The organism is Streptomyces sp. TRM68416 (assembly GCF_014596915.1).
In the GTDB taxonomy this organism is placed as follows: domain Bacteria; phylum Actinomycetota; class Actinomycetes; order Streptomycetales; family Streptomycetaceae; genus Streptomyces.
Window position 1 is genome coordinate 64,645 of the sequence record NZ_JACVWU010000009.1, and the last position, 18,251, is coordinate 82,895.

At 72.2% G+C, this 18,251-nt stretch carries 16 protein-coding genes; 6 read left to right on the plus strand and 10 right to left on the minus strand.

Annotated elements, in window-relative coordinates:
• Positions 1 to 3 precede the first annotated feature (3 nt).
• The 4 genes from ICC28_RS16285 to ICC28_RS16300 form a co-directional block, all read right to left on the minus strand.
• Positions 4 to 1,602: an acyl-CoA carboxylase subunit beta gene (locus ICC28_RS16285; RefSeq protein WP_188289288.1), complete on the minus strand. Its 1,599-nt coding sequence runs from the start codon at positions 1,600 to 1,602 to the stop codon at positions 4 to 6.
• Positions 1,599 to 3,269, minus strand: a complete 1,671-nt coding sequence (locus ICC28_RS16290; protein WP_188289289.1) for an acyclic terpene utilization AtuA family protein — start codon at positions 3,267 to 3,269, stop codon at positions 1,599 to 1,601. Before ICC28_RS16290 ends, ICC28_RS16285 begins: the two co-directional genes overlap by 4 nt.
• Entirely contained in the window at positions 3,266 to 4,060 is a 795-nt protein-coding gene (locus ICC28_RS16295; RefSeq protein ID WP_188289290.1) for a TIGR03084 family metal-binding protein, read from the minus strand. The genes ICC28_RS16290 and ICC28_RS16295 overlap by 4 nt, the downstream gene beginning before the upstream one ends.
• A 208-nt stretch (positions 4,061 to 4,268) precedes the next feature.
• Positions 4,269 to 5,216, minus strand: coding sequence for an EamA family transporter (locus ICC28_RS16300; protein ID WP_188289291.1), 948 nt, complete (start codon positions 5,214 to 5,216; stop codon positions 4,269 to 4,271).
• Between the two features lie 223 nt (positions 5,217 to 5,439).
• Between ICC28_RS16300 and ICC28_RS16305 the strand changes: the two genes are divergently transcribed.
• Positions 5,440 to 5,892, plus strand: a complete 453-nt coding sequence (locus tag ICC28_RS16305; protein WP_188289292.1) for an NUDIX hydrolase — start codon at positions 5,440 to 5,442, stop codon at positions 5,890 to 5,892.
• Between the two features lie 37 nt (positions 5,893 to 5,929).
• On the opposite strand, the gene ICC28_RS16310 is transcribed toward ICC28_RS16305, so the two are convergent.
• Positions 5,930 to 6,763, minus strand: a complete 834-nt coding sequence (locus ICC28_RS16310; protein ID WP_188289293.1) for a class I SAM-dependent methyltransferase — start codon at positions 6,761 to 6,763, stop codon at positions 5,930 to 5,932.
• Positions 6,764 to 6,816: 53 nt separating this feature from the next.
• Between ICC28_RS16310 and ICC28_RS16315 the strand changes: the two genes are divergently transcribed.
• Together ICC28_RS16315 and ICC28_RS16320 are read left to right on the plus strand one after the other, a co-directional pair.
• Complete coding sequence (locus ICC28_RS16315; RefSeq protein WP_188289294.1) at positions 6,817 to 7,545, plus strand: GntR family transcriptional regulator; 729 nt, start codon at positions 6,817 to 6,819, stop codon at positions 7,543 to 7,545.
• A gap of 462 nt (positions 7,546 to 8,007) precedes the next feature.
• Entirely contained in the window at positions 8,008 to 8,283 is a 276-nt protein-coding gene (locus ICC28_RS16320) for a hypothetical protein (protein ID WP_188289295.1), read from the plus strand.
• A 69-nt stretch (positions 8,284 to 8,352) separates the two neighbouring features.
• Here the strand turns inward: ICC28_RS16320 and ICC28_RS16325 are convergent, their stop codons facing one another.
• Both ICC28_RS16325 and ICC28_RS16330 read right to left on the minus strand, forming a co-directional pair.
• Positions 8,353 to 9,405: a lipid II:glycine glycyltransferase FemX gene (locus tag ICC28_RS16325; RefSeq protein WP_411158601.1), complete on the minus strand. Its 1,053-nt coding sequence runs from the start codon at positions 9,403 to 9,405 to the stop codon at positions 8,353 to 8,355.
• 124 nt (positions 9,406 to 9,529) lie between these two features.
• Entirely contained in the window at positions 9,530 to 12,418 is a 2,889-nt protein-coding gene (locus ICC28_RS16330; protein ID WP_188289297.1) for an FAD-binding and (Fe-S)-binding domain-containing protein, read from the minus strand.
• A 133-nt stretch (positions 12,419 to 12,551) separates the two neighbouring features.
• On the opposite strand from ICC28_RS16330, the gene serC reads away from it, so the two are divergent.
• Positions 12,552 to 13,670, plus strand: a complete 1,119-nt coding sequence (gene serC, locus ICC28_RS16335) for a phosphoserine transaminase (protein WP_188289298.1) — start codon at positions 12,552 to 12,554, stop codon at positions 13,668 to 13,670.
• Between the two features lie 65 nt (positions 13,671 to 13,735).
• Here the strand turns inward: serC and ICC28_RS16340 are convergent, their stop codons facing one another.
• Together ICC28_RS16340 and ICC28_RS16345 are read right to left on the minus strand one after the other, a co-directional pair.
• Complete coding sequence (locus ICC28_RS16340; protein ID WP_188289299.1) at positions 13,736 to 14,557, minus strand: ABC transporter permease; 822 nt, start codon at positions 14,555 to 14,557, stop codon at positions 13,736 to 13,738.
• The gene (locus ICC28_RS16345) at positions 14,554 to 15,516 is read right to left on the minus strand and encodes an ATP-binding cassette domain-containing protein (RefSeq protein WP_188289300.1); all 963 of its coding nucleotides are present in this window, start codon (positions 15,514 to 15,516) and stop codon (positions 14,554 to 14,556) included. Before ICC28_RS16345 ends, ICC28_RS16340 begins: the two co-directional genes overlap by 4 nt.
• Before the next feature lie 93 nt (positions 15,517 to 15,609).
• Here ICC28_RS16345 and ICC28_RS16350 point away from each other — a divergent pair, with 93 nt between their 5' ends.
• Entirely contained in the window at positions 15,610 to 16,383 is a 774-nt protein-coding gene (locus ICC28_RS16350) for a TetR/AcrR family transcriptional regulator (protein ID WP_188289301.1), read from the plus strand.
• Between the two features lie 38 nt (positions 16,384 to 16,421).
• Here the strand turns inward: ICC28_RS16350 and ICC28_RS16355 are convergent, their stop codons facing one another.
• On the minus strand, positions 16,422 to 17,399 hold the full coding sequence (locus tag ICC28_RS16355; protein ID WP_188289302.1) for a WD40 repeat domain-containing protein: 978 nt from the start codon (positions 17,397 to 17,399) through the stop codon (positions 16,422 to 16,424).
• Between the two features lie 89 nt (positions 17,400 to 17,488).
• On the opposite strand from ICC28_RS16355, the gene ICC28_RS16360 reads away from it, so the two are divergent.
• Positions 17,489 to 18,163 (plus strand): SGNH/GDSL hydrolase family protein, encoded by a 675-nt coding sequence (locus ICC28_RS16360; protein ID WP_188289303.1) that lies wholly within the window; start codon positions 17,489 to 17,491, stop codon positions 18,161 to 18,163.
• Positions 18,164 to 18,251 lie beyond the last annotated feature (88 nt).

The window sequence follows — 18,251 nt, forward strand, 5'->3', positions numbered from 1 at the left end:
CCCTCACATCCGGAAGACGCCGAAGCCGCCGCGCGCGCCCTCGTAGGGCGCGGTGTGGACGGCGGACAGGCACAGGCCGAGCACGGTGCGGGTGTCGCGCGGGTCGATGACGCCGTCGTCGTAGAGCCGCCCCGACAGGAACATCGGCAGCGACTCGGACTCGATCTGCTGCTCCACCATGGCGCGCAGCGCGGCGTCCGCCTCCTCGTCGTAGGGCAGGCCCTTCGCGGCGGCCGACTGGCGGGCGACGATCGACAGCACGCCCGCGAGCTGCTGCGGCCCCATGACGGCCGACTTGGCGCTCGGCCAGGCAAAGAGGAAGCGCGGGTCGTAGGCGCGCCCGCACATGCCGTAGTGCCCGGCACCGTACGAGGCGCCCATCAGCACCGACAGATGCGGCACCCGGCTGTTGCTGACCGCGTTGATCATCATCGCGCCGTGCTTGATGATGCCGCCCTGCTCGTACTCCTTGCCGACCATGTAGCCGGTGGTGTTGTGCAGGAAGAGCAGCGGGATGTCCCGCTGGTTCGCCAACTGGATGAACTGGGCGGCCTTCTGGGACTCCTCGCTGAACAACACGCCCCGGGCGTTGGCGAGGATGCCGACCGGATAGCCGTGCAGGGTCGCCCAGCCGGTCGCCAGGCTCGTCCCGTACAGCGGCTTGAACTCGTCGAAGTCGGAGGCGTCGACGATCCGGGCGATGACCTCGCGCGGGTCGAACGGCACCTTCAGCTCGCCGGGGACGATCCCGAGCAGCTCCTCCGGGTCGTACTTGGGCGGCTCGGCGGGCCCCGGATCCTCGTACGCCTTGCGGTGGTTGAGCCGGGCCACCACGCGCCGGGCCTGCCACAGGGCGTCCGGCTCGTCCACGGCGAAGTAGTCGGCGAGGCCCGACACGCGCGCGTGCATCTCCGCACCGCCCAGCGACTCGTCGTCGCTCTCCTCGCCGGTGGCCATCTTCACCAGCGGCGGACCGCCGAGGAACACCTTGGCGCGCTCCTTGACCATGATCACGTGGTCGGACATGCCGGGGACGTAGGCCCCTCCGGCGGTGGAGTTCCCGAAAACGACGGCGACGGTCGGGATGCCGGCGGCGGAGAGCCGGGTGAGGTCCCGGAAGATCGCGCCGCCGGGGATGAAGATCTCCTTCTGGGAGGGCAGATCGGCGCCGCCCGACTCCACCAGGCTGATGCAGGGCAGCCGGTTGGCGAGGGCGATGTCGTTCGCGCGCAGGGCCTTCTTCAGTGACCAGGGATTGCTGGCGCCCCCGCGCACGGTCGGGTCGTTGGCGGTGATCAGGCACTCCACGCCCTCGACGACCCCGATACCGGTGACGAGCGAGGCGCCCACGGTGTAGTCGCTCCCCCAGGCCGCCAGCGGCGACAGCTCCAGGAACGGGGTGTCGGGGTCGAGGAGCAGCTCGATGCGCTCGCGGGCGAGCAGCTTGCCCCGCGCGCGGTGCCGTGCGACGTACTTCTCGCCGCCGCCCGCGAGGGCCTTGGCGTGCTCGGCGTCGAGTTCGGCGAGCCTGGCGAGCATGGCCTCGCGGTTGGCCCGGTGGTCGGGGCTCGTCACGTCCAGCGTGGACGTCAGGACGGTCACAGCAGGGCCTCCGGTATGTCCAGGTGGCGGGAGCGCAGCCATTCGCCGAGGGCCTTGGCCTGCGGGTCGAAGCGGTGCTGGGCGGCGACGCCCTCGCCGAGGATTCCGTCGACGACGAAGTTCAGGGCGCGCAGGTTCGGCAGGACGTGCCGGGTGACGGGCAGCGGGCGGCACTCGGGGAGCAGTTCGCGGAAGCGGTCCGCGGTCAGCTCGTGGACGAGCCACCGCCAGGCCTCGTCCGTGCGCACCCATACGCCGACGTTGGCGTTCCCGCCCTTGTCCCCGCTGCGGGCGCCCGCGACGAGGCCGAGGGGGGCGCGGGTCAGCGGCCCCGCGGAGGGCGGTTGCGGCAGCGGTGGTTCCGGTACGTCGTCGAGTACGAGGGTGTCCTGGGGCGGCGCCACGGGGACCCGTCGGCCGCCGTGGAGGACGGCCGCGTGGGCGGCGGCGCCCTGGGGGACGTACACCTCCTCGAAGACGCCGTAGGGCGCGCCCTTTCCCGGGGGAGCGAGCACATGGAAGCCGGGGTAGCTCGCGAGGGCCAGCTCCACGGCGGCGGATCCGATCGCCCGTCCCACGGCGGCCTGGTCGGGGTCGCGGACGACGAGCCGGAGCAGGGCGCTCGCCATCTCCTCCGTCGGCGCGTCGGAGTGGTCGGTGCGGGCCAACTCCCAGCGCACGTCGGCCACTTTGCCCAGCAGGGGGTCCATCTGCTCCCGCACCAGCGCCGCCTTGGCGTCGATGTCGAGGCCGGTGAGGACGAAGGCGACCTCGTTGCGGAAGCCGCCGAGCCGGTTGACGCCGACCTTGAGCGTCGGGGGCGGGGCCTCCCCGCGCACGCCGTCGATCCGGACGCGGTCGGCGCCCTCCTGGGTCAGCCGGACGGTGTCGAGGCGGGCGGTGACGTCGGGTCCGGCGTACCGGGCGCCGGTGGTCTCGTAGAGCAGTTGGGCCGTGACCGTGCCGACGTCGACGAAGCCCCCCGTGCCCGGGTGCTTGGTGATGACGGCGGTGCCGTCCTCGTGGAGTTCGGCGAGCGGGAAGCCGGGCCAGCGTACGTCCCCGTCCCGGAAGAAGGCGTAGTTGCCGCCGGTCGCCTGCGCCCCGCACTCCAGCACGTGCCCGGCGACGACGGCCCCCGCGAGCCGGTCGTACTCCCCCGGGCCCCACCCGAAGTGCGCGGCGGCGGGCCCGGTGACCAGGGCGGCGTCCGTCACCCGGCCGGTGACGACGACGTCCGCGCCCTCCCGCAGACAGGCGGCGATACCGAAGCCGCCGAGGTAGGCGTGCGCGGCGAGGGCGCCGGGGTGGGAGGCGGTGAGGTCGTCGCCCTCGACGTGGGCCACGCGCACCGGGATGCCGAGCCGGTCCGCCAACTGCCGTACGGCGTCGGCGAGTCCGGCCGGATTGAGGCCACCGGCGTTGGCGACGACGCGGACGCCGCGGTCGTGGGCGAGGCCGAGGCACTCCTCCAACTGGCGCAGGAAGGTGCGGGCGTACCCGGCACCGGGATCCTTCAGCCTGTCCCTGCCCAGGATCAGCATGGTCAGCTCGGCGAGGTAGTCGCCGGTGAGGACGTCGAGTTCACCGCCGGTCAGCATCTCCCGCATGGCGTCGAAGCGGTCGCCGTAGAAGCCGGAGGCGTTGCCGATGCGGAGGATCGTCACGGCGTACCGCCCTTGGGCTCGCGTCCGGCGCCGGGCGGGCCCGCGAAGGCCTGGGCGAGGTCGAGCCAGCGGTCGGCGTCGGGGCCGGTGGCGTGGACGGCGAGGTCGGCGCGGTGGGCCCGCCGGGTGACCAGGAGGCAGAAGTCGAGGGCGGGGCCGGTGACGCGCTGCGGGGCGCCCTCGGGTCCGTAGGCCCACAACTCCCCGGATGGGGCGATGAGTTCGACGCGGAACTCCTCGGCGGGCGGGGCCAGCCCCCGTACCCCGTAGGCGTAGTCGCGGGCCCGTACCCCGATGCGTGCCACATGCCGGAGCCGGTCGGTGGGGGTGCGCACCGCGCCGATCGCGTCCGCGATGTCCTGGCCGTGGGCCCAGGTCTCCATGAGGCGGGCGCTCGCCATGGAGGCGGCCGACATGGGCGGGCCGTACCAGGGGAAGCGGGCGCCGTCGGGTGCGGCGCGCAGGGCGTCGGCGAGTGCCTTACGTCCGGCCCGCCACCCGGCGAGGATCTCGGCGGGCGGTTTCCCCGCGCCTTCCTCCGCGCCCTCGTCGACGAAGCGGTCGGGGGCGGCCAGCGCCTTCTCGACCTCGTGGGCGAAGGCGTCGGCATCGGTGACGGCGAGCAGCGCCGCGCGGTCGGTCCAGGCGAGGTGCGCGATCTGGTGCGCGACGGTCCAACCGGGGGCGGGCGTCGGAAGCGACCAGCGTTCCGCTTCCAACTCGGCGACAGTGCGGTCCAGTTCGTCGCTCTCCGCGCGCAGGTCGTCGATGACGGGCGTCGGGTCGGCCATGGGGAGGAGCATGGCAGCGGGCCATAAATCAATCAAGCATGCTTGCATGATTTATTTCCCGGGCGCGTCACGGCCCGCGCGCGGGCCGCGCACAGGGTTCACGTCGCGCGGTTTCAGGAGGAGCGCGCGGTTTCAGGAGGAGGGCGCGGTTTCAGGAGGAGCGCGCGGTTTCAGGAGGAGGGCGCGGTTTCAGGAGGAGCGCGCGGTTTCAGGAGGAGGGCGCCGCCACGCCCTTCGCCCGCCCGCGCCCCACCTGCGTCCGCACCGCGCCCATGCTCGCCGCGATCACGAGGGCGATCGCGAGGGCCTGCACGGGGGACAGCGCCTGCTGGAGGATCAGGAAGCCGGCCGCGGCGGCGATGGCCGGTTCCAGGCTCATCAGGACGGCGAAGGTGGAGGCAGGCAGGCGGCGCAGGGCGAGGAGTTCGAGGGTGTACGGCAGGACGGAGGAGAGCACGGCGACGGCGGCGCCGAGCCCGAGCGTCAGCGGGTCGACGAGCTTGGTCCCGGCCTCCGCGATGCCCAGCGGCAGGAACAGCAGCGCCCCGACCGCCATGGCCAGCGCCAGCCCGTCGGCCTGCGGGAACCGGCGGCCGGTGCGGGCGCTGAAGACGATGTACGCCGCCCACATCGCCCCCGCGCCCAGCGCGAAGGCGGCGCCGACCGGATCGAGGCTGTCGAACCCGCCGCCGCCCAGGAGGAAGACGCCGGCGAGGGCGAGCGCGGCCCAGAGCAGGTTGACCAGGCGCCGGGAGGCCAGGACGGACAGCGCGAGCGGGCCGAGCACCTCCAGGGTGACGGCGGGGCCGAGCGGGATGCGGTCCACGGCCTGGTAGAAGAGGCCGTTCATCGCGGCCATGGTGATGCCGAAGACGACGACCGTCCCCCAGTCGGCGCGGGAGTGGCCGCGCAGCCTGGGGCGGCAGATCAGCAGCAGGACGACGGCGGCCACCGCCAGCCTCAGCGTCACGATGCCGAGCGCGCCCGCGCGGGGCATCAGGCTCACCGCGAGCGCGGCACCGAACTGCACGGACAGACCGCCGGCGAGGACGAGTCCGACGGGACCGAGGGACCCCCGGCGGCCCGGCGCGGGGGTGCGACCGGTGGACTGCTGCGCGGTCGTGGAGGTGCCGGGTGCGGCGCTGGAGGTGCTCACGTAAGGCTCCGGGCGGGTACGGAATCGATTCTGTTCACTACACTGTACGTCGAAGTCCAGAACAATGGACCAGTCAGGTGCATAACCGTCTTACGCAACTGTCGCGTGCCGGGGAGGGGCTGTCAACGCGATTCCGCGGAGTGGACGGCCCCCTGACAAAGGCGTCCCGCACCGACGGGATACGGTCCGCAGCAGCACCCCGCCACGTCCTCCCGGAGACCCCGTGCGACGAACCCTCACCTACGTCTGGCGTCTGCTCCGCCCGGTCCAGAGCCGCGTCATGTGGCTGGTGAACGCGAAGTTCGTGGTCGGCGTGTCGGGTGTCGTCCGCGACGACGAGGGCCGGGTGCTGCTGCTGAGGCACCGGATGTGGCCGCCGGGCCGCCAGTGGGGCCTGCCGAGCGGCTTCGCGCACAAGGGCGAGGACTTCCGGCGCACGCTGGTGCGCGAGGTCAAGGAGGAGACCGGCCTGGACGTGGAGGCAGGCCGCCTGGTCATGCTGAACAGCGGCTTGCGCACCCGCCTGGAGGTCGCCTACGAGGCCCGGCTCCTCGGCGGCGACCTGCGCCTCGACCCGTTCGAGATCACCGAGGCCCGCTGGTGCCACCCCGACGACCTGCCACCGGACGTCCAGCCGGTGTGCCACCCCCTGGTCCGCGGCGAGACGGTGCCGTAGCCGACCCCCACCGCGAGCCACCCTCGCCGAATCGACGTCAGGAGGATCGCCGGGGAGCCTCCGGCCGACGACCGACGGCCAGCAAGTGTGAACTCGCCGCGAGCAGTTCGGGGTAGGGCTCGGCCATGCGAGCCGCCGCGAGGGCCGACTCGAACAGGTCGGATTCCCGGAAGGACCGGCCGGTGTTCCGCTCCGCCGCCGCCAGCAGGGACCAGGCGGGCCCTTCGACCCCCCAGACTTCCGCTTCCGTGAATCCCGCTGCGGCCACCTCGTCGCGCAGTTGTTCACCGCTGTGGAAGTACGCGGTGGTGAACGCCTTCTTCCCGTCGTGGATCTGGCTGGCCAGAATCGTGCCGATGCTTTCCCGCATCGCCTCCCTGTGGAGGTGGGCGTACGCGGTGTGCTCGAACAGCGACGCGTACCTGTTGATACCGGCAACCGCCAGCAGTCCACCGGGCCTGAGCACACGGCGGGCTTCCGCGAGCGCGCGGTCCCGGTCCGCCCGCTCGGGCAGGTGGTACATCGGGCCGAGCATGAGGACGACGTCGTAGCTGCCGTCGCTCGCGGAGAGGTCCCGGGCGTCCCCCAGCTCGACCGTGGCACCCGTGGCCCTGGCCCGCTCGATGTGGCGGGGAATGGGATCGACCAGGTGCACCTCGTACCCGTCCTCGACCAGCCACCGGGCGTGGGTACCAGGCCCGCCGCCGACGTCGAGCAGCCGGGCCGGTGCCGGGGGGAGACGGCGGCGCAGCAACTCCTGCGTGCGCACCATTTCCAGACGTCCGTCGGCGGTGGCGGTCAGCCGGTCCGCCTCGTCGACGGTCTCGCTGTAGAACCTCACGATCTCTGGCGTTACCCCAAGGCTCGTCATCCGTGCATTCTGGAGGCCGACCGGTGGACCAGTCCAGTGATCGGAAACGAGCCATGCCGCTGCTGAAGTACGAGCAGATCGCCGACGATCTGCGCACCCGGATCGCGAACGGCGAGTTCGGGCCGGGTGATCTGCTGCCCTCGGGTCGCGATCTCGCCGAACAGTGGGGGGTGTCCCGGGCGACGGTGGTCAAGGCCTACGACGTCCTGCGCCTGGACGGCATCGTCGCGGCCCGCCAGGGCGCCGGCTTCCTGGTGACCGAGACTCCCGTCGCCCGGTCGGCAGGTGGACGCCGCGTGGGATCGACGCGGCTGTCGGGCGGCGCGCCGTACCGCCGCCTCGGTGCACCCGACCGTACGGTGCCGCCTGCCCGTGTCGCCGACGCTCTCGGGCTGGCACCGGGTGAGAAGGCACTGCGTCGTGTCCGGCTGACACTCCTCGAAGACGGCTCACCGGACAGCCTGGTGACCGCCTGGTTCCCACCCTCGATCGCGGACGCGGCACCACGCCTGTCGGCCAAGGGGCCGATCGTCGAAGGCACTACGCACTACGTCCGGCGCCAGACGGGCCGCTCTCCCGTGGAGGGCGTCGATGTGACCACCGTCCGCCTGGCCACCGAGGAGGAGGCGCGGCTTCTGGAGGTGGAGCGGCCCGCAGCGGTGGCAGTTGTCCTGCACACAGCGTTCGACGAGCGGCAGCAGGCGTTGGTGTGCGAGGAGGGCGTCACCGCGTCGCACACCTTTGAACAGACCGACAACTACCCGATGGGGCAAGCAAACTGACGTTCCCCTTGACTGGACCGGTCCACCGGTCCAGTCTGGTCGCGCTGGCGCGCGCCGATGCCGTCGCATCGCCGCACTCACGCCAAGCCGTGAACGCCGACATGGCAAAGCCCCGGCGGCCGTCCGACCGGTCCCGGGGCACGGCCACCAGCCGAACCAGAACGGAGCTGATGACATGACCGGTCTCGTCCGCCGTCTCATGACATCGGTGGGCGTGTTACTCGTCCCCCGAGGCACGCACCGCCGCACCGGCCCCCGCCCATCGCACAGCCGCACCGGCCCCGGCCCCGGCCCCGGCCCATCGCAACGCCCCACTCCTCCCCCGCCGCCCGCTGTCGACATCGCCCCTCTCCCCTCCCGCCGCAGCCCCTACGGCCTGCCCACCCCCCTGGACGGCACCGAGACCGCGACAGTACGGCCCTACGTCACAGCGCACCGGCCGCACCGGATGCGGGAGGCGGCATGAACGCACCGCGTGAACCACGGCTGCTCCCGTGGTCCAGCCCCGAGGGCAAGCCCTGCTACTTGATCACCGACAACGCCGCCGGCCCCGTCTCCCGCCTCGCCGACACCACGGAGGCCACGCAGCTCGCCATGGGCACCGAGCTCCTCGCCCACGCCCGCGGGCTGCTCCCCGACGCCCCGCACGGCGAACTCCGCTACCTCGCCGAGCGCCTGACCGAGGCCCTCGCGGACGCGCTGCGGGTGGCCGAGAGCCGAGGGCGCAGATCCCACTAGGGCGCCGCCGGGGTGTGGCCTCCCGGCGCCGTGCGGTGAGACGAGGGTGCCCGGGCCGGCCGGGAGGGCTCAGCGCCGCGCCATGTACAGGTCCAGCGCCTTGTGCAGCAGCCGGTTCAGCGGGAAGTCCCACTCCCCGAGGTACTCCACGGCCTGACCGCCCGTGCCCACCTTGAACCGCAGCAGCCCCAGCAGATGGTTGGCGTCCTCCAGGGTGTCGGTGATGCCGCGCAGGTCGTAGACGGCGGCGCCGCGTTCGTGAGCGTCGCACATCATGCGCCACTGCATGGCGTTGTTGGGCTGGACCTCGCGTCTGCGGGAGGTGGAGGCGCCGTAGGAGTACCAGACGTGGTCGCCGACGGTCAGCATGGTGGCCGCGGCGAGGACGTCACCGTCGTGGAGGGCGAGGTAGAGCCGCATGCGGTCGGGATCCTCGGCGGTGAGGGCGGTCCACATGCGCTGGAAGTAGGGCAGGGGGCGCGGGATGAAGCGGTCGCGCTCGGCCGTCTCGGCGTACAGCTCGTAGAACGCGGGCAGATCCTCGTAGCCGCCGCGCACGACCGTCACCCCGGCCTTGTCCGCCTTCTTGATGTTGCGGCGCCACTGCTGGTTGAGGCCGCGGTGCACGTCCGGGAGCGACCGTCCCGCGAACGGCACCTGGAAGACGTACCGGGGTTGTCCGGCCGCGAACCCGCCGTCCTCGCCGCCCGCCTCCGTCTGCTGCCAGCCCGCGCGCCGCAGCCTTTCGGCCACGTCGAAGGCACGCGGTTCGTACGAGGTCGCCGCCGCGTCCTGCAGCCGGGCGGCCGCCGGGTCGGCGATCGCGGCCTTCACCGCGTCCGCGCTCCACCGCCGTACGACGACCGGCGGGCCCATCTTCACCGAGAACGCGCCCCGCGCCTTCAGGTACCCGAGCATCGGCTCCAGCCAGCGCTCGCAGAGATCCGGCGCGTCCCAGTCGATCAGCGGCCCCTCGGGCAGGTACGCGAGGTACTTCTTCAGCTTCGGCAGCGGCCGGAACAGCACCAGGCCCGCCCCGACGACCCGTCCCTCCTCGTCGAACCACCCCACGCTCTCCGCCCGCCAGTCCGGTTTCACGTCGCCCCAGGACGGGACCTGCATATGGCTGGCGGAGGGGCGGGCCGCGACGAACGCCAGGTGTTCCTCGCGGGTGAGAGGGTCAGGTGGAGGGGCATAAGGGCTCCCGGAGAGAGATCGTTCTCGTACAGGAGTCTCTACGCCGGGCTCAGGCACCCGGTTCCCCCTCCGCCCTGTCCAGCCCCTCCGCCAACACCTCCGCCAAGTGCCGCCCCCGCACCCCCGCCAGCTGCTCCAGCTGGGTCCGGCAGGAGAAGCCGTCCGCGAGGATCACCGTGCCCTCCTCGGCCACACGTACCGAGGGGAGGAGTTGTTCCTCCGCGCAGGCCTTGGAGACCTCGAAGTGGCCTTTCTCGAAGCCGAAGTTGCCCGCGAGGCCGCAGCAGCCGCCGGAGAGGTCGCCGGTGAGGCCGGCGGCTGCGCGCAGGCGGCGGTCGGCCGTGTCGCCCAGTACGGCGTGCTGGTGGCAGTGGGTCTGGCCGGTGACGGGGCGGTCGAGGCGCGGGGGTGTCCAGTGGGGGGCCAGGCGCTCCAGCGCCTCCGCGAACGTCGTCACGCGGTCCGCCAGGCGGCCCGCGCGCGGGTCGTCGTGCAGCAGTTCCGGCAGGTCCGCGCGGAGGGCGGCCGCGCAGCTCGGTTCCAGGACGACCACGGGGGCGCCCGCTTCCAGGACCGGTTCCATCAGGTCCAGCGTGCGGCGGAGCACCGCGCGGGCCCGGTCGAGCTGGCCGGTGGAGAGGTACGTCAGTCCGCAGCAGACCCGGCCCCGGCCGGCCCCCGGCAGCAGCGCGGTCGCCGCCTTCGTCCTGCCGTCCCCCACCGGGCGCGCCCGCATCCGCAGTGTCGGCGGCAGCGCCACCCGTAGCCCCGCCGCCTCCAGGACCCGTACGGCCGCCCGGCCCACCGCGGGCGAGAGGTGCTCGGTGAAGGTGTCCGGCCAGAGCACCACCAGATCGCCGCCGCCGGTACCGGGCTTCCGCCGCCTGTGCCACCACCGGCTGAACGTCTCCGGCGCCACCCGCGGAAGCTCCCGCTCCGCCGCGACACCCCCCAGCCGCTTGCCCACCGAGGCGAGGACCGGCACGGACGCGAGGGAGTTGACCGCGCCCGCCGCCCGCAGCCGCGCCACCCACCGCAGCCACACCGGCAGCCAGCCCATCGCGTAGTGCGCGGCGGGCCTGCGCCGTCCCGCGTAGTGGTGGTGCAGGAACTCCGCCTTGTACGTGGCCATGTCGACGCCGACCGGGCAGTCGGACCGGCAGCCCTTGCAGGACAGGCACAGGTCGAGGGCGTCGCGTACCTCCGTCGACCGCCAGCCGTCGGTGACCGGGTCGCCCGCGAGCATCTCGTGCAGCAGGCGGGCACGCCCGCGCGTGGAGTGCTCCTCCTCGCCCGTCGCGCGGAAGGAGGGGCACATGACGGCGGGCCCGGACACCGTCGTCGTACGGCACTTGGCGACGCCCACGCACCGGCGGACCGCGGCCGAGAAGTCGCCGCCGTCCGCCGGGTAGCCGAAGGCGACGTCGACCGGGCGGCGCGGGAGGACGGCAAAGCGCAGGTTCGTGTCGAGGGGGGCGGGGCGCACCAGCATGCCCGGGTTCAGCAGGTCGTCCGGGTCCCAGACCGCCTTGGCCCGCTCGAAGAGGGACACCATCTCCTGCCCGTACATCCTCGGCAGCAGTTCCGCGCGCGCCTGGCCGTCCCCGTGTTCCCCGGACAGCGAGCCGCCGTGCGCCACGACCAGCTCGGCCAGCTCCTCCGAGAAGCGGCGGAAGCGGCGGACGCCCTCTTCGGTGATCAGGTCGAAGTCGATACGGACGTGGATGCAGCCGTCGCCGAAGTGGCCGTAGGGCGTGCCGCGCAGGCCGTGGGCGGTGAGCAGGGCGCGGAAGTCCCGCAGGTACGGCCCGAGTCGTGCCGGCGGCACCGCGCAGTCCTCCCAGCCCGGCCACGCTTCGCTGCCGTCCGGCATCCGTGTCGCCGTACCGCTGGCGTCCTCGCGGACGCGCCACAGCGCCCGCTGGCCGGCCGCGTCCGTGACCACCAGGGAGTCGACGACATCGGCGGCCCGCACCATCGCCTCCGCACGCGCGCGTGCCTCCTGCGGTGAATCCCCGCCGGTCTCCACGAAGAGCCAGGCCGCGCCCCGGGGCAGCGCGACCGCCGAGGGCACCAGGTCGGCCGCCATGCCCTCCACCGTCAAAGGACCGAACGGCAGCAGCCCGGACGCGGCTTCGGCGGCCGCGCCTTCGTCCGCGTACCCCAGCACCGCGAGCGCACGCGCGCGCGGCGCCGCCACGAGCCGTACGACGGCCTGCGTCAACACGCCGAGCGTGCCTTCACTCCCGCAGAAGGAACGGGCCACGTCGGCGCCCTTCTCCGGCAGCAGCGCGTCCAGGGCGTAGCCGGAGATACGGCGGGGCAGCTCGGGAAATCCGGTGCGCAGCCGGGCCAGGTCCCCCTCCACCAGCTCCCGCAGCCCCTCCGGCGCCCCCGCCCAGCCCTGCCCGAGCCGCAGCCGCCGCCCGCGCGCGGTGACGACGTCCAGCTCGCGCACGCTGTCCGCGGTCGTCCCCCAGGCCACCGAGTGGGAGCCGCAGGAGTTGTTGCCGATCATTCCGCCGAGGGTGCAGCGGCTGTGGGTGGACGGGTCGGGGCCGAAGCGCAGGCCGTGCGGCGCGGCGGCCTCCTGGAGCCGGTCCAGGACGAGTCCGGGCTGGACCACGGCGGTGCGCGCCGACGGGTCGAGCGCGAGCAGTCGGTTCATGTGGCGGGTGAAGTCCAGCACCACGCCGGTGCCGGTGGCCTGCCCGGCGATCGACGTCCCGCCACCGCGCGGCACGACCGGCACGCCGTGCGCCCGGCACACCTCCAGTACGGCGGCCACGTCGTCGGCGTCCCTCGGTGCCACCACGCCCAGCGGGACCCGCCGGTAGTTGGACGCGTCCATGGTGGTCAGGGCCCGGGAGGTGACGTCGAACCCGACCTCGCCCCGGACGGCCGCCCGCAGTTCCGCTTCCAGATCCGCATCCGTCATGTGTTCCAGGAAATCAAAGACGGTCTCCAGGAGGCCCGGTGCTCCGTCTCAGGTGTCCAGGAAATCCAAGAATCCCGTCTCAGCCGACGGACTTCATTTCGACCACGTTTCCCGCACCGGCTAACCTCACTGCGTGGCTGAGATCCAGATTCCCGCTGACATCAAGCCCGCCGACGGACGTTTCGGCGCGGGCCCCTCCAAGGTGCGGACGGAAGCGCTGGACGCGCTGGCCGCGACCGGTACCTCCCTGCTCGGCACCTCCCACCGCCAGGCCCCGGTGAAGAACCTGGTCGGCCAGGTGCGCGAGGGCATCAGTGAGCTGTTCTCCCTCCCCGAGGGGTACGAGGTCGTCCTCGGCAACGGCGGCTCCACCGCGTTCTGGGACATCGCGACGCACGGTCTGATCGAGAACAAGTCGCAGCACCTGAACTTCGGCGAGTTCAGCTCGAAGTTCGCCAAGGCCGCCAAGCTCGCCCCCTGGCTGGCCGAGCCGACGGTCATCGCGAGCGAGCCGGGCACCCACCCGGAGCCGCGGGCCGAGGCGGGCGTCGACGTGTACGCCTTCACCCACAACGAGACCTCCACCGGTGTCGCCGCCCCGATCAAGCGCGTGGCCGGTGCCGACGAGGGCTCCCTCGTCCTGGTCGACGCCACCTCCGGCGCGGGCGGCCTGCCGGTCGACATCGCCGAGACGGACGTCTACTACTTCGCCCCGCAGAAGTCCTTCGCCTCCGACGGCGGCCTGTGGATCGGCGTCTTCTCCCCGGCCGCGATCGAGCGCGCCGAGCGCGTCCACGCCTCCGGCCGTCACGTGCCAGAGTTCTTCAGCCTCCCCACGGCGATCTACAACTCCCGCAAGAACCAGACGTACAACACCCCGGCCCTCGCCACCCTCTTCCTGCTCAACCAGCAGCTGGAGTGGATCAACGGCCAGGGCGGCCTCGCCTGGTCCACGGCCCGTACGAAGGACTCCTCGACCCGCCTGTACGGCTGGGCGGAGGAGAGCAAGTACGCGACCCCGTTCGTCACCGACCCGGCCAAGCGCTCCCAGGTCATCGGCACGATCGACTTCTCCGACGAGATCGACGCCGCGGCCGTCGCCAAGGTCCTGCGCGCCAACGGCATCGTCGACACCGAGCCGTACCGCAAGCTGGGCCGCAACCAGCTCCGTATCGCGATGTTCCCGGCGATCGACCCGGCGGACGTCGAGGCGCTGACGAAGTGCGTCGACTACGTGATCGAGAAGCTGTAGCAGCAGCCTTGCGGGAGGGCGCCCGGCCGTCGTGGCCGGGCGCCCTTTCCCATGCGACGCCCCGGTCACCTGCCGAGCTTCTGGAAGCGGCGCACCGCGAGCGGCAGGAAGATCGCCGTCAGGACGACCGGCCACACGCCCGCCATCAGCAGCGCGTGCTCCTCCACCCACGAGTCGCCGCCGCCGACCGGGGTGCCGAACAGGTCGCGGGTGGCCGCGGCCGTAGAGGAGATGGGGTTCCAGGCGGCGACCCAGCCCAGCCAGTCGGGCATCAGCTGCGGCGCGACGAAGATGCTGGAGATCATCGTCAGCGGGAAGGCCACCGCGAACAGCCCGCCCGCCGCCTCCGGGTTGGGCACGAGCAGCCCCAGCCACACGCCGATCCAGATCAGCGCGAACCGCAGCCACAGCAGCAGCCCGAACGCGGCGAGGAAGCCGAGCCCGCCGTCCGGCCGCCAGCCCATCGCGACCGCCGTGAGCATCATGATCGCCAACTCGGCGCAGGCGACGAGCAGATCGGTCACCCCGCGCCCGGCGACCACCGCCGAGGAGGCCATGGGCATGGAGCGGAACCGGTCGATGACGCCCTTGGTGGAGTCGTAGACGACGAGCGTGGCGGTGTTGATGAAGCCGAAGGCCATGGTCATCACGAACATGCCGGGCATCAGGAAGTCCCGGTAGTCCCCGCCGCCGGGTACCTGCATGGCGCTGCCGAAGACATAGCCGTAGAGCAGCACGGAGAGGATCGGGAAGCCCAACTGCCAGGCGATGTTGACCGGTTGGCGCTGGTAGTGGGTGAGACCGCGGCGCACGATGTTCCAGCAGTCGGCGAGCAGCCAGTACGTACGGCCGCGCTCGGCCCCGGTGTTCAGGTCCACGGCGCTCATGCCGCCGCCTCCTTCTCGGTGCGGTGTCCGGTCAGGCGCAGGAAGACGTCGTCGAGGCTCGGCCTGCGCAGCCCGATGTCCTCCACCGGGACACCCTCGTCCTGGAGGGTGCGCGCCACCTCGGTGAGCGCGGCGACCCGGTCGGTCACCGGGGCGTGCACCCGCAACTCCCCTTCGTCCGCATCGGGTTCGCCGTCCGAGACCCGGGCCACGACCTTCACCACCCGGGGGATGTCGGACCGGTCGGCGACGACGACCTCGACGCGGTCGCCGCCGACGAGGCTCTTCAGCCCGTCCGGCGTGTCGTCGGCGATGGCCCGTCCCTGGTCGATGACGGTGATCCGGGAGGCCAGCTTGTCGGCCTCCTCCAGATACTGCGTGGTCAGCAGCACGGTGGTGCCGCTCGCCACCAACGCCCTTACGGACTCCCAGACTTCGCCGCGGCTGCGCGGGTCGAGCCCGGTCGTCGGCTCGTCCAGGAAGAGCACCGCGGGGGCGAGGATCATCGAGGCGGCCAGGTCCAGGCGGCGCCGCATGCCGCCGCTGTACTTGCCGACGCCCTTCTCGGCGGCGTCGGTCAGGTCGAACTGCTCCAGCAGCTCGGCCGCGCGCGCCTTGGCCCGCCTGCCGCCCAGGTGGAACAGGCGGCCGAACATCTCCAGGTTCTGCCGGCCGGTGAGCACCTCGTCCACTGCGGCGTACTGCCCGGTGAGCCCGATACGGGCCCGTACCTCGCGCGGCTGCCGGGCCACGTCGAGACCGGCCACCGTCGCCTCTCCGCCGTCCAGCTTCAGCAGCGTGGCCAGGATGCGGACGGCTGTGGTCTTGCCCGCGCCGTTCGGGCCGAGCAGTCCGTGCACCGTGCCCTCGCGGACGTCCAGGTCGAAGCCGTCGAGGGCGCGCTTCTCGCCGTAGCGCTTCTCCAGGCCCCGCGCCCGGACCGCGTATCCGTCGCTCATGGGTCCCCCTTCCCTTCTCGTTAACTGAGTACACCGTACCCGATTGCGCGTACGCCGTACCCAGTTTTTTCGGGAGGTTCTAAACTGAGCACCATGGCGAGCGGCAAGGACGGCACCGAGACCAGTGGCAGCGGAGACATCGGCCGCACCATGATGCTGCTGTGGGACACCGGCAGGCGGCGCAGCCGCGGCCCCAAACCAACCCTCACCCTCGACCGGATCGTGGAAGCCGCCGTCCGGGTCGCGGACACCGAAGGGCTGGAGGCGGTCTCCATGCGGCGCGTCGCCGCGGAGCTCGGCACCGGCACGATGTCCCTCTACCGGTACGTCCCCGGCAAGGGCGAGCTGCTCGACCTGATGCTGGACCGCGTACAGCGACCCTCGGAGAACCCGGCCGACCTGGGCGACGGCGGGTGGCGGGCCGCCCTGGAGGCCCTGGGGCGGGCGACGCTCGCGCTCTACCGCCGGCACCCGTGGCTGCTCCACGTCAACCAGTCACGGCCGATCCTCGGCCCCAGCGCGCTGGACGGCATGGAGAGGGTGCTCGCGCTGATCAAGCCGATGGGGTTGAGCGACGTCGAGCTGGTCTCCGCGGTCATCGCGGTCGACGGGTACGTGGTGGGCGCGGCGCGGACGCAGTTGTACGCGCAGGAGGCCGAGCGGCGGACCGGGCTGACCGACACGGAGTTCTGGGAGGCGCAGGCGCCGGTGCTGGAGAAGGTGATGGCGTCCGGGCGGTATCCGCTGCTGGCCGCGCTGGACGAGGAAGCGTGGGGGCCCGGCTTTGATCATTTTGAGTTTGGGTTGCAGCGGTTGCTGGATGGGCTGGAGGTTTTTGTCGCCCAGAGGGGTGGGGGTGAGGGTTGAGTGGCGGGTGCGGGTGCGGGTGCGTTGCGGCTGGTCCCTCAGCCCTTTCTGAACACGCGCCGGACGCCGAAGACCACCGCGCACGCCACCGCCACGATCAGCGCGCCCCGCTTGATGTTGCCGCCGCCGGAGTCGTCGCCTCCGTCGGACGATGAACTGCCGGTCCCTGACGGGGACTTGGAGCCGCTCCCCCCGCCCCCCTCCGGCGCGTCCTGCGGCTCCACGGAACTTCGCGAACCCTCGGCCCCGTACATGAGTTTCGTGCCGGCGGCGGTGTAGGTGACGGACTCGCCCTGGCCGAGGAAGGGGACGCGGAGGCGGTCGGTCTTCTTGATGTCGCCGCCGTTCCAGTCGTAGGCGTAGGCGCCGAAGTAGCTGCGGATGACCAGCTTTTCGCCGTTGGGGGAGAGGGCAGCGTCGGTGGCCTGGAGGTTGTCGACGGGGGCGATGGGCTTGAAGACGTTGGTGCCGGAGGGGGAGAGCTCGGCGGGGCCCTCGTACAGTTGCCCGCCCTCCTCCTTCTTGTCGACGATGTAGACGCGCCCGGTCTTGGGGTGCACGACGAGCGACTCGGCGTCACGGGCGCCGTCGGAGTACTTCACGACGTACTGGGTGGCCTTGATCGTCTGGTCGCGCAGTTGCTCGGGCTCGGGCAGGCGGTAGATCCACACATACGGCCAGGTGCCGCCGAGGTTGTCGCCGATGTCGCCGACCCACAGCTCGTTGCCGGGACCGATGGAGATGGCCTCGACATCGCGTGGTTCGCCCACGCCGGTCATGGTGATGGTCGCGACGGTCTCGCCGGTGGCGCTGTCGACGGCGTAGAGGTAGGCGCCGTCGTCGCTGTCGTTGTGGGTCCAGTAGATGCCCGGGTGCTGGCGGGAGGCGGCCAGGCCGCTGGACTCGGTGATGCGCGGGTCCTTGATCGTGAAGCCGTCGTTCTCGTCGGCGGATGCGGGCACGGCGAACGCGCCCACGAGGAGGGCGGCGGCGAGGACGGCGAAGGGTCGGCGCATGTCACCAAGACTGCCATCCCGCCTGCTGATTGGCGGGGCGTGTCCGGCCTCACACCCCACCCGCCCCGCCGATCGTCCATCATGAGCGGATGCTCAGGTTCATGCCCGTCGGCGACTCCCAGACGATCGGAAGCGCGGGCGAACACACATGGCGTTACCGGCTGTGGCAGCACCTGCGCGAGACGTACGGCGGCCCCTTCGCCGTCGTCGGCCCGCGCGAGACGCTCTACGACAAGGCGACCGACGCGCCCACCTCGTACGAGTACGCCGACCCCGACTTCCCCCGCGGCCACCTCGCCGGCTGGGGCGAGGGCTGGCTGCACATGGCCCCGCTGATCGGCGACGCGGTCCGGGAGCACCGGGCGGACGTCCTGCTGGTCGCCCTCGGCCTGATCGACCTGGGCTTCTACACGAACGCCGAGCAGACGGCGGAGAACGTCCGGTCCTTCGTGGCGCAGGCGCGGGCGGCCCGGCCGCGGGTGCGGATGGTGATCCTGCCGGTCATCCCGAACGTCCGCGCGGAACAGGATCCGCCCTTCGCCGCCCAGGTGACCCTCTTCAACGAGCTGCTCGCCAAGGCGGTGGCCGACCTGGACGAGCCCCGGTCGCCCCTGCTGCTGGCGTCGCCTCCGGCCGCGTACGACATCAACTTCGACACGTACGACGGCACGCATCCGAACGCCAGCGGCGAGCACAAGATCGCCGGGGCCTTCGCGGAGGCGATGTGGCAGGGGTGGGGAATCGGGCACACGTACGCGGTCTGAACAGGTTGACCGAATCCGGGCGTCTCCTGGTCACCGTGCGTATCGTTGTACTGCGCGGCTGCCCCTGCCCGTGGGAGCAGCCGGGGAG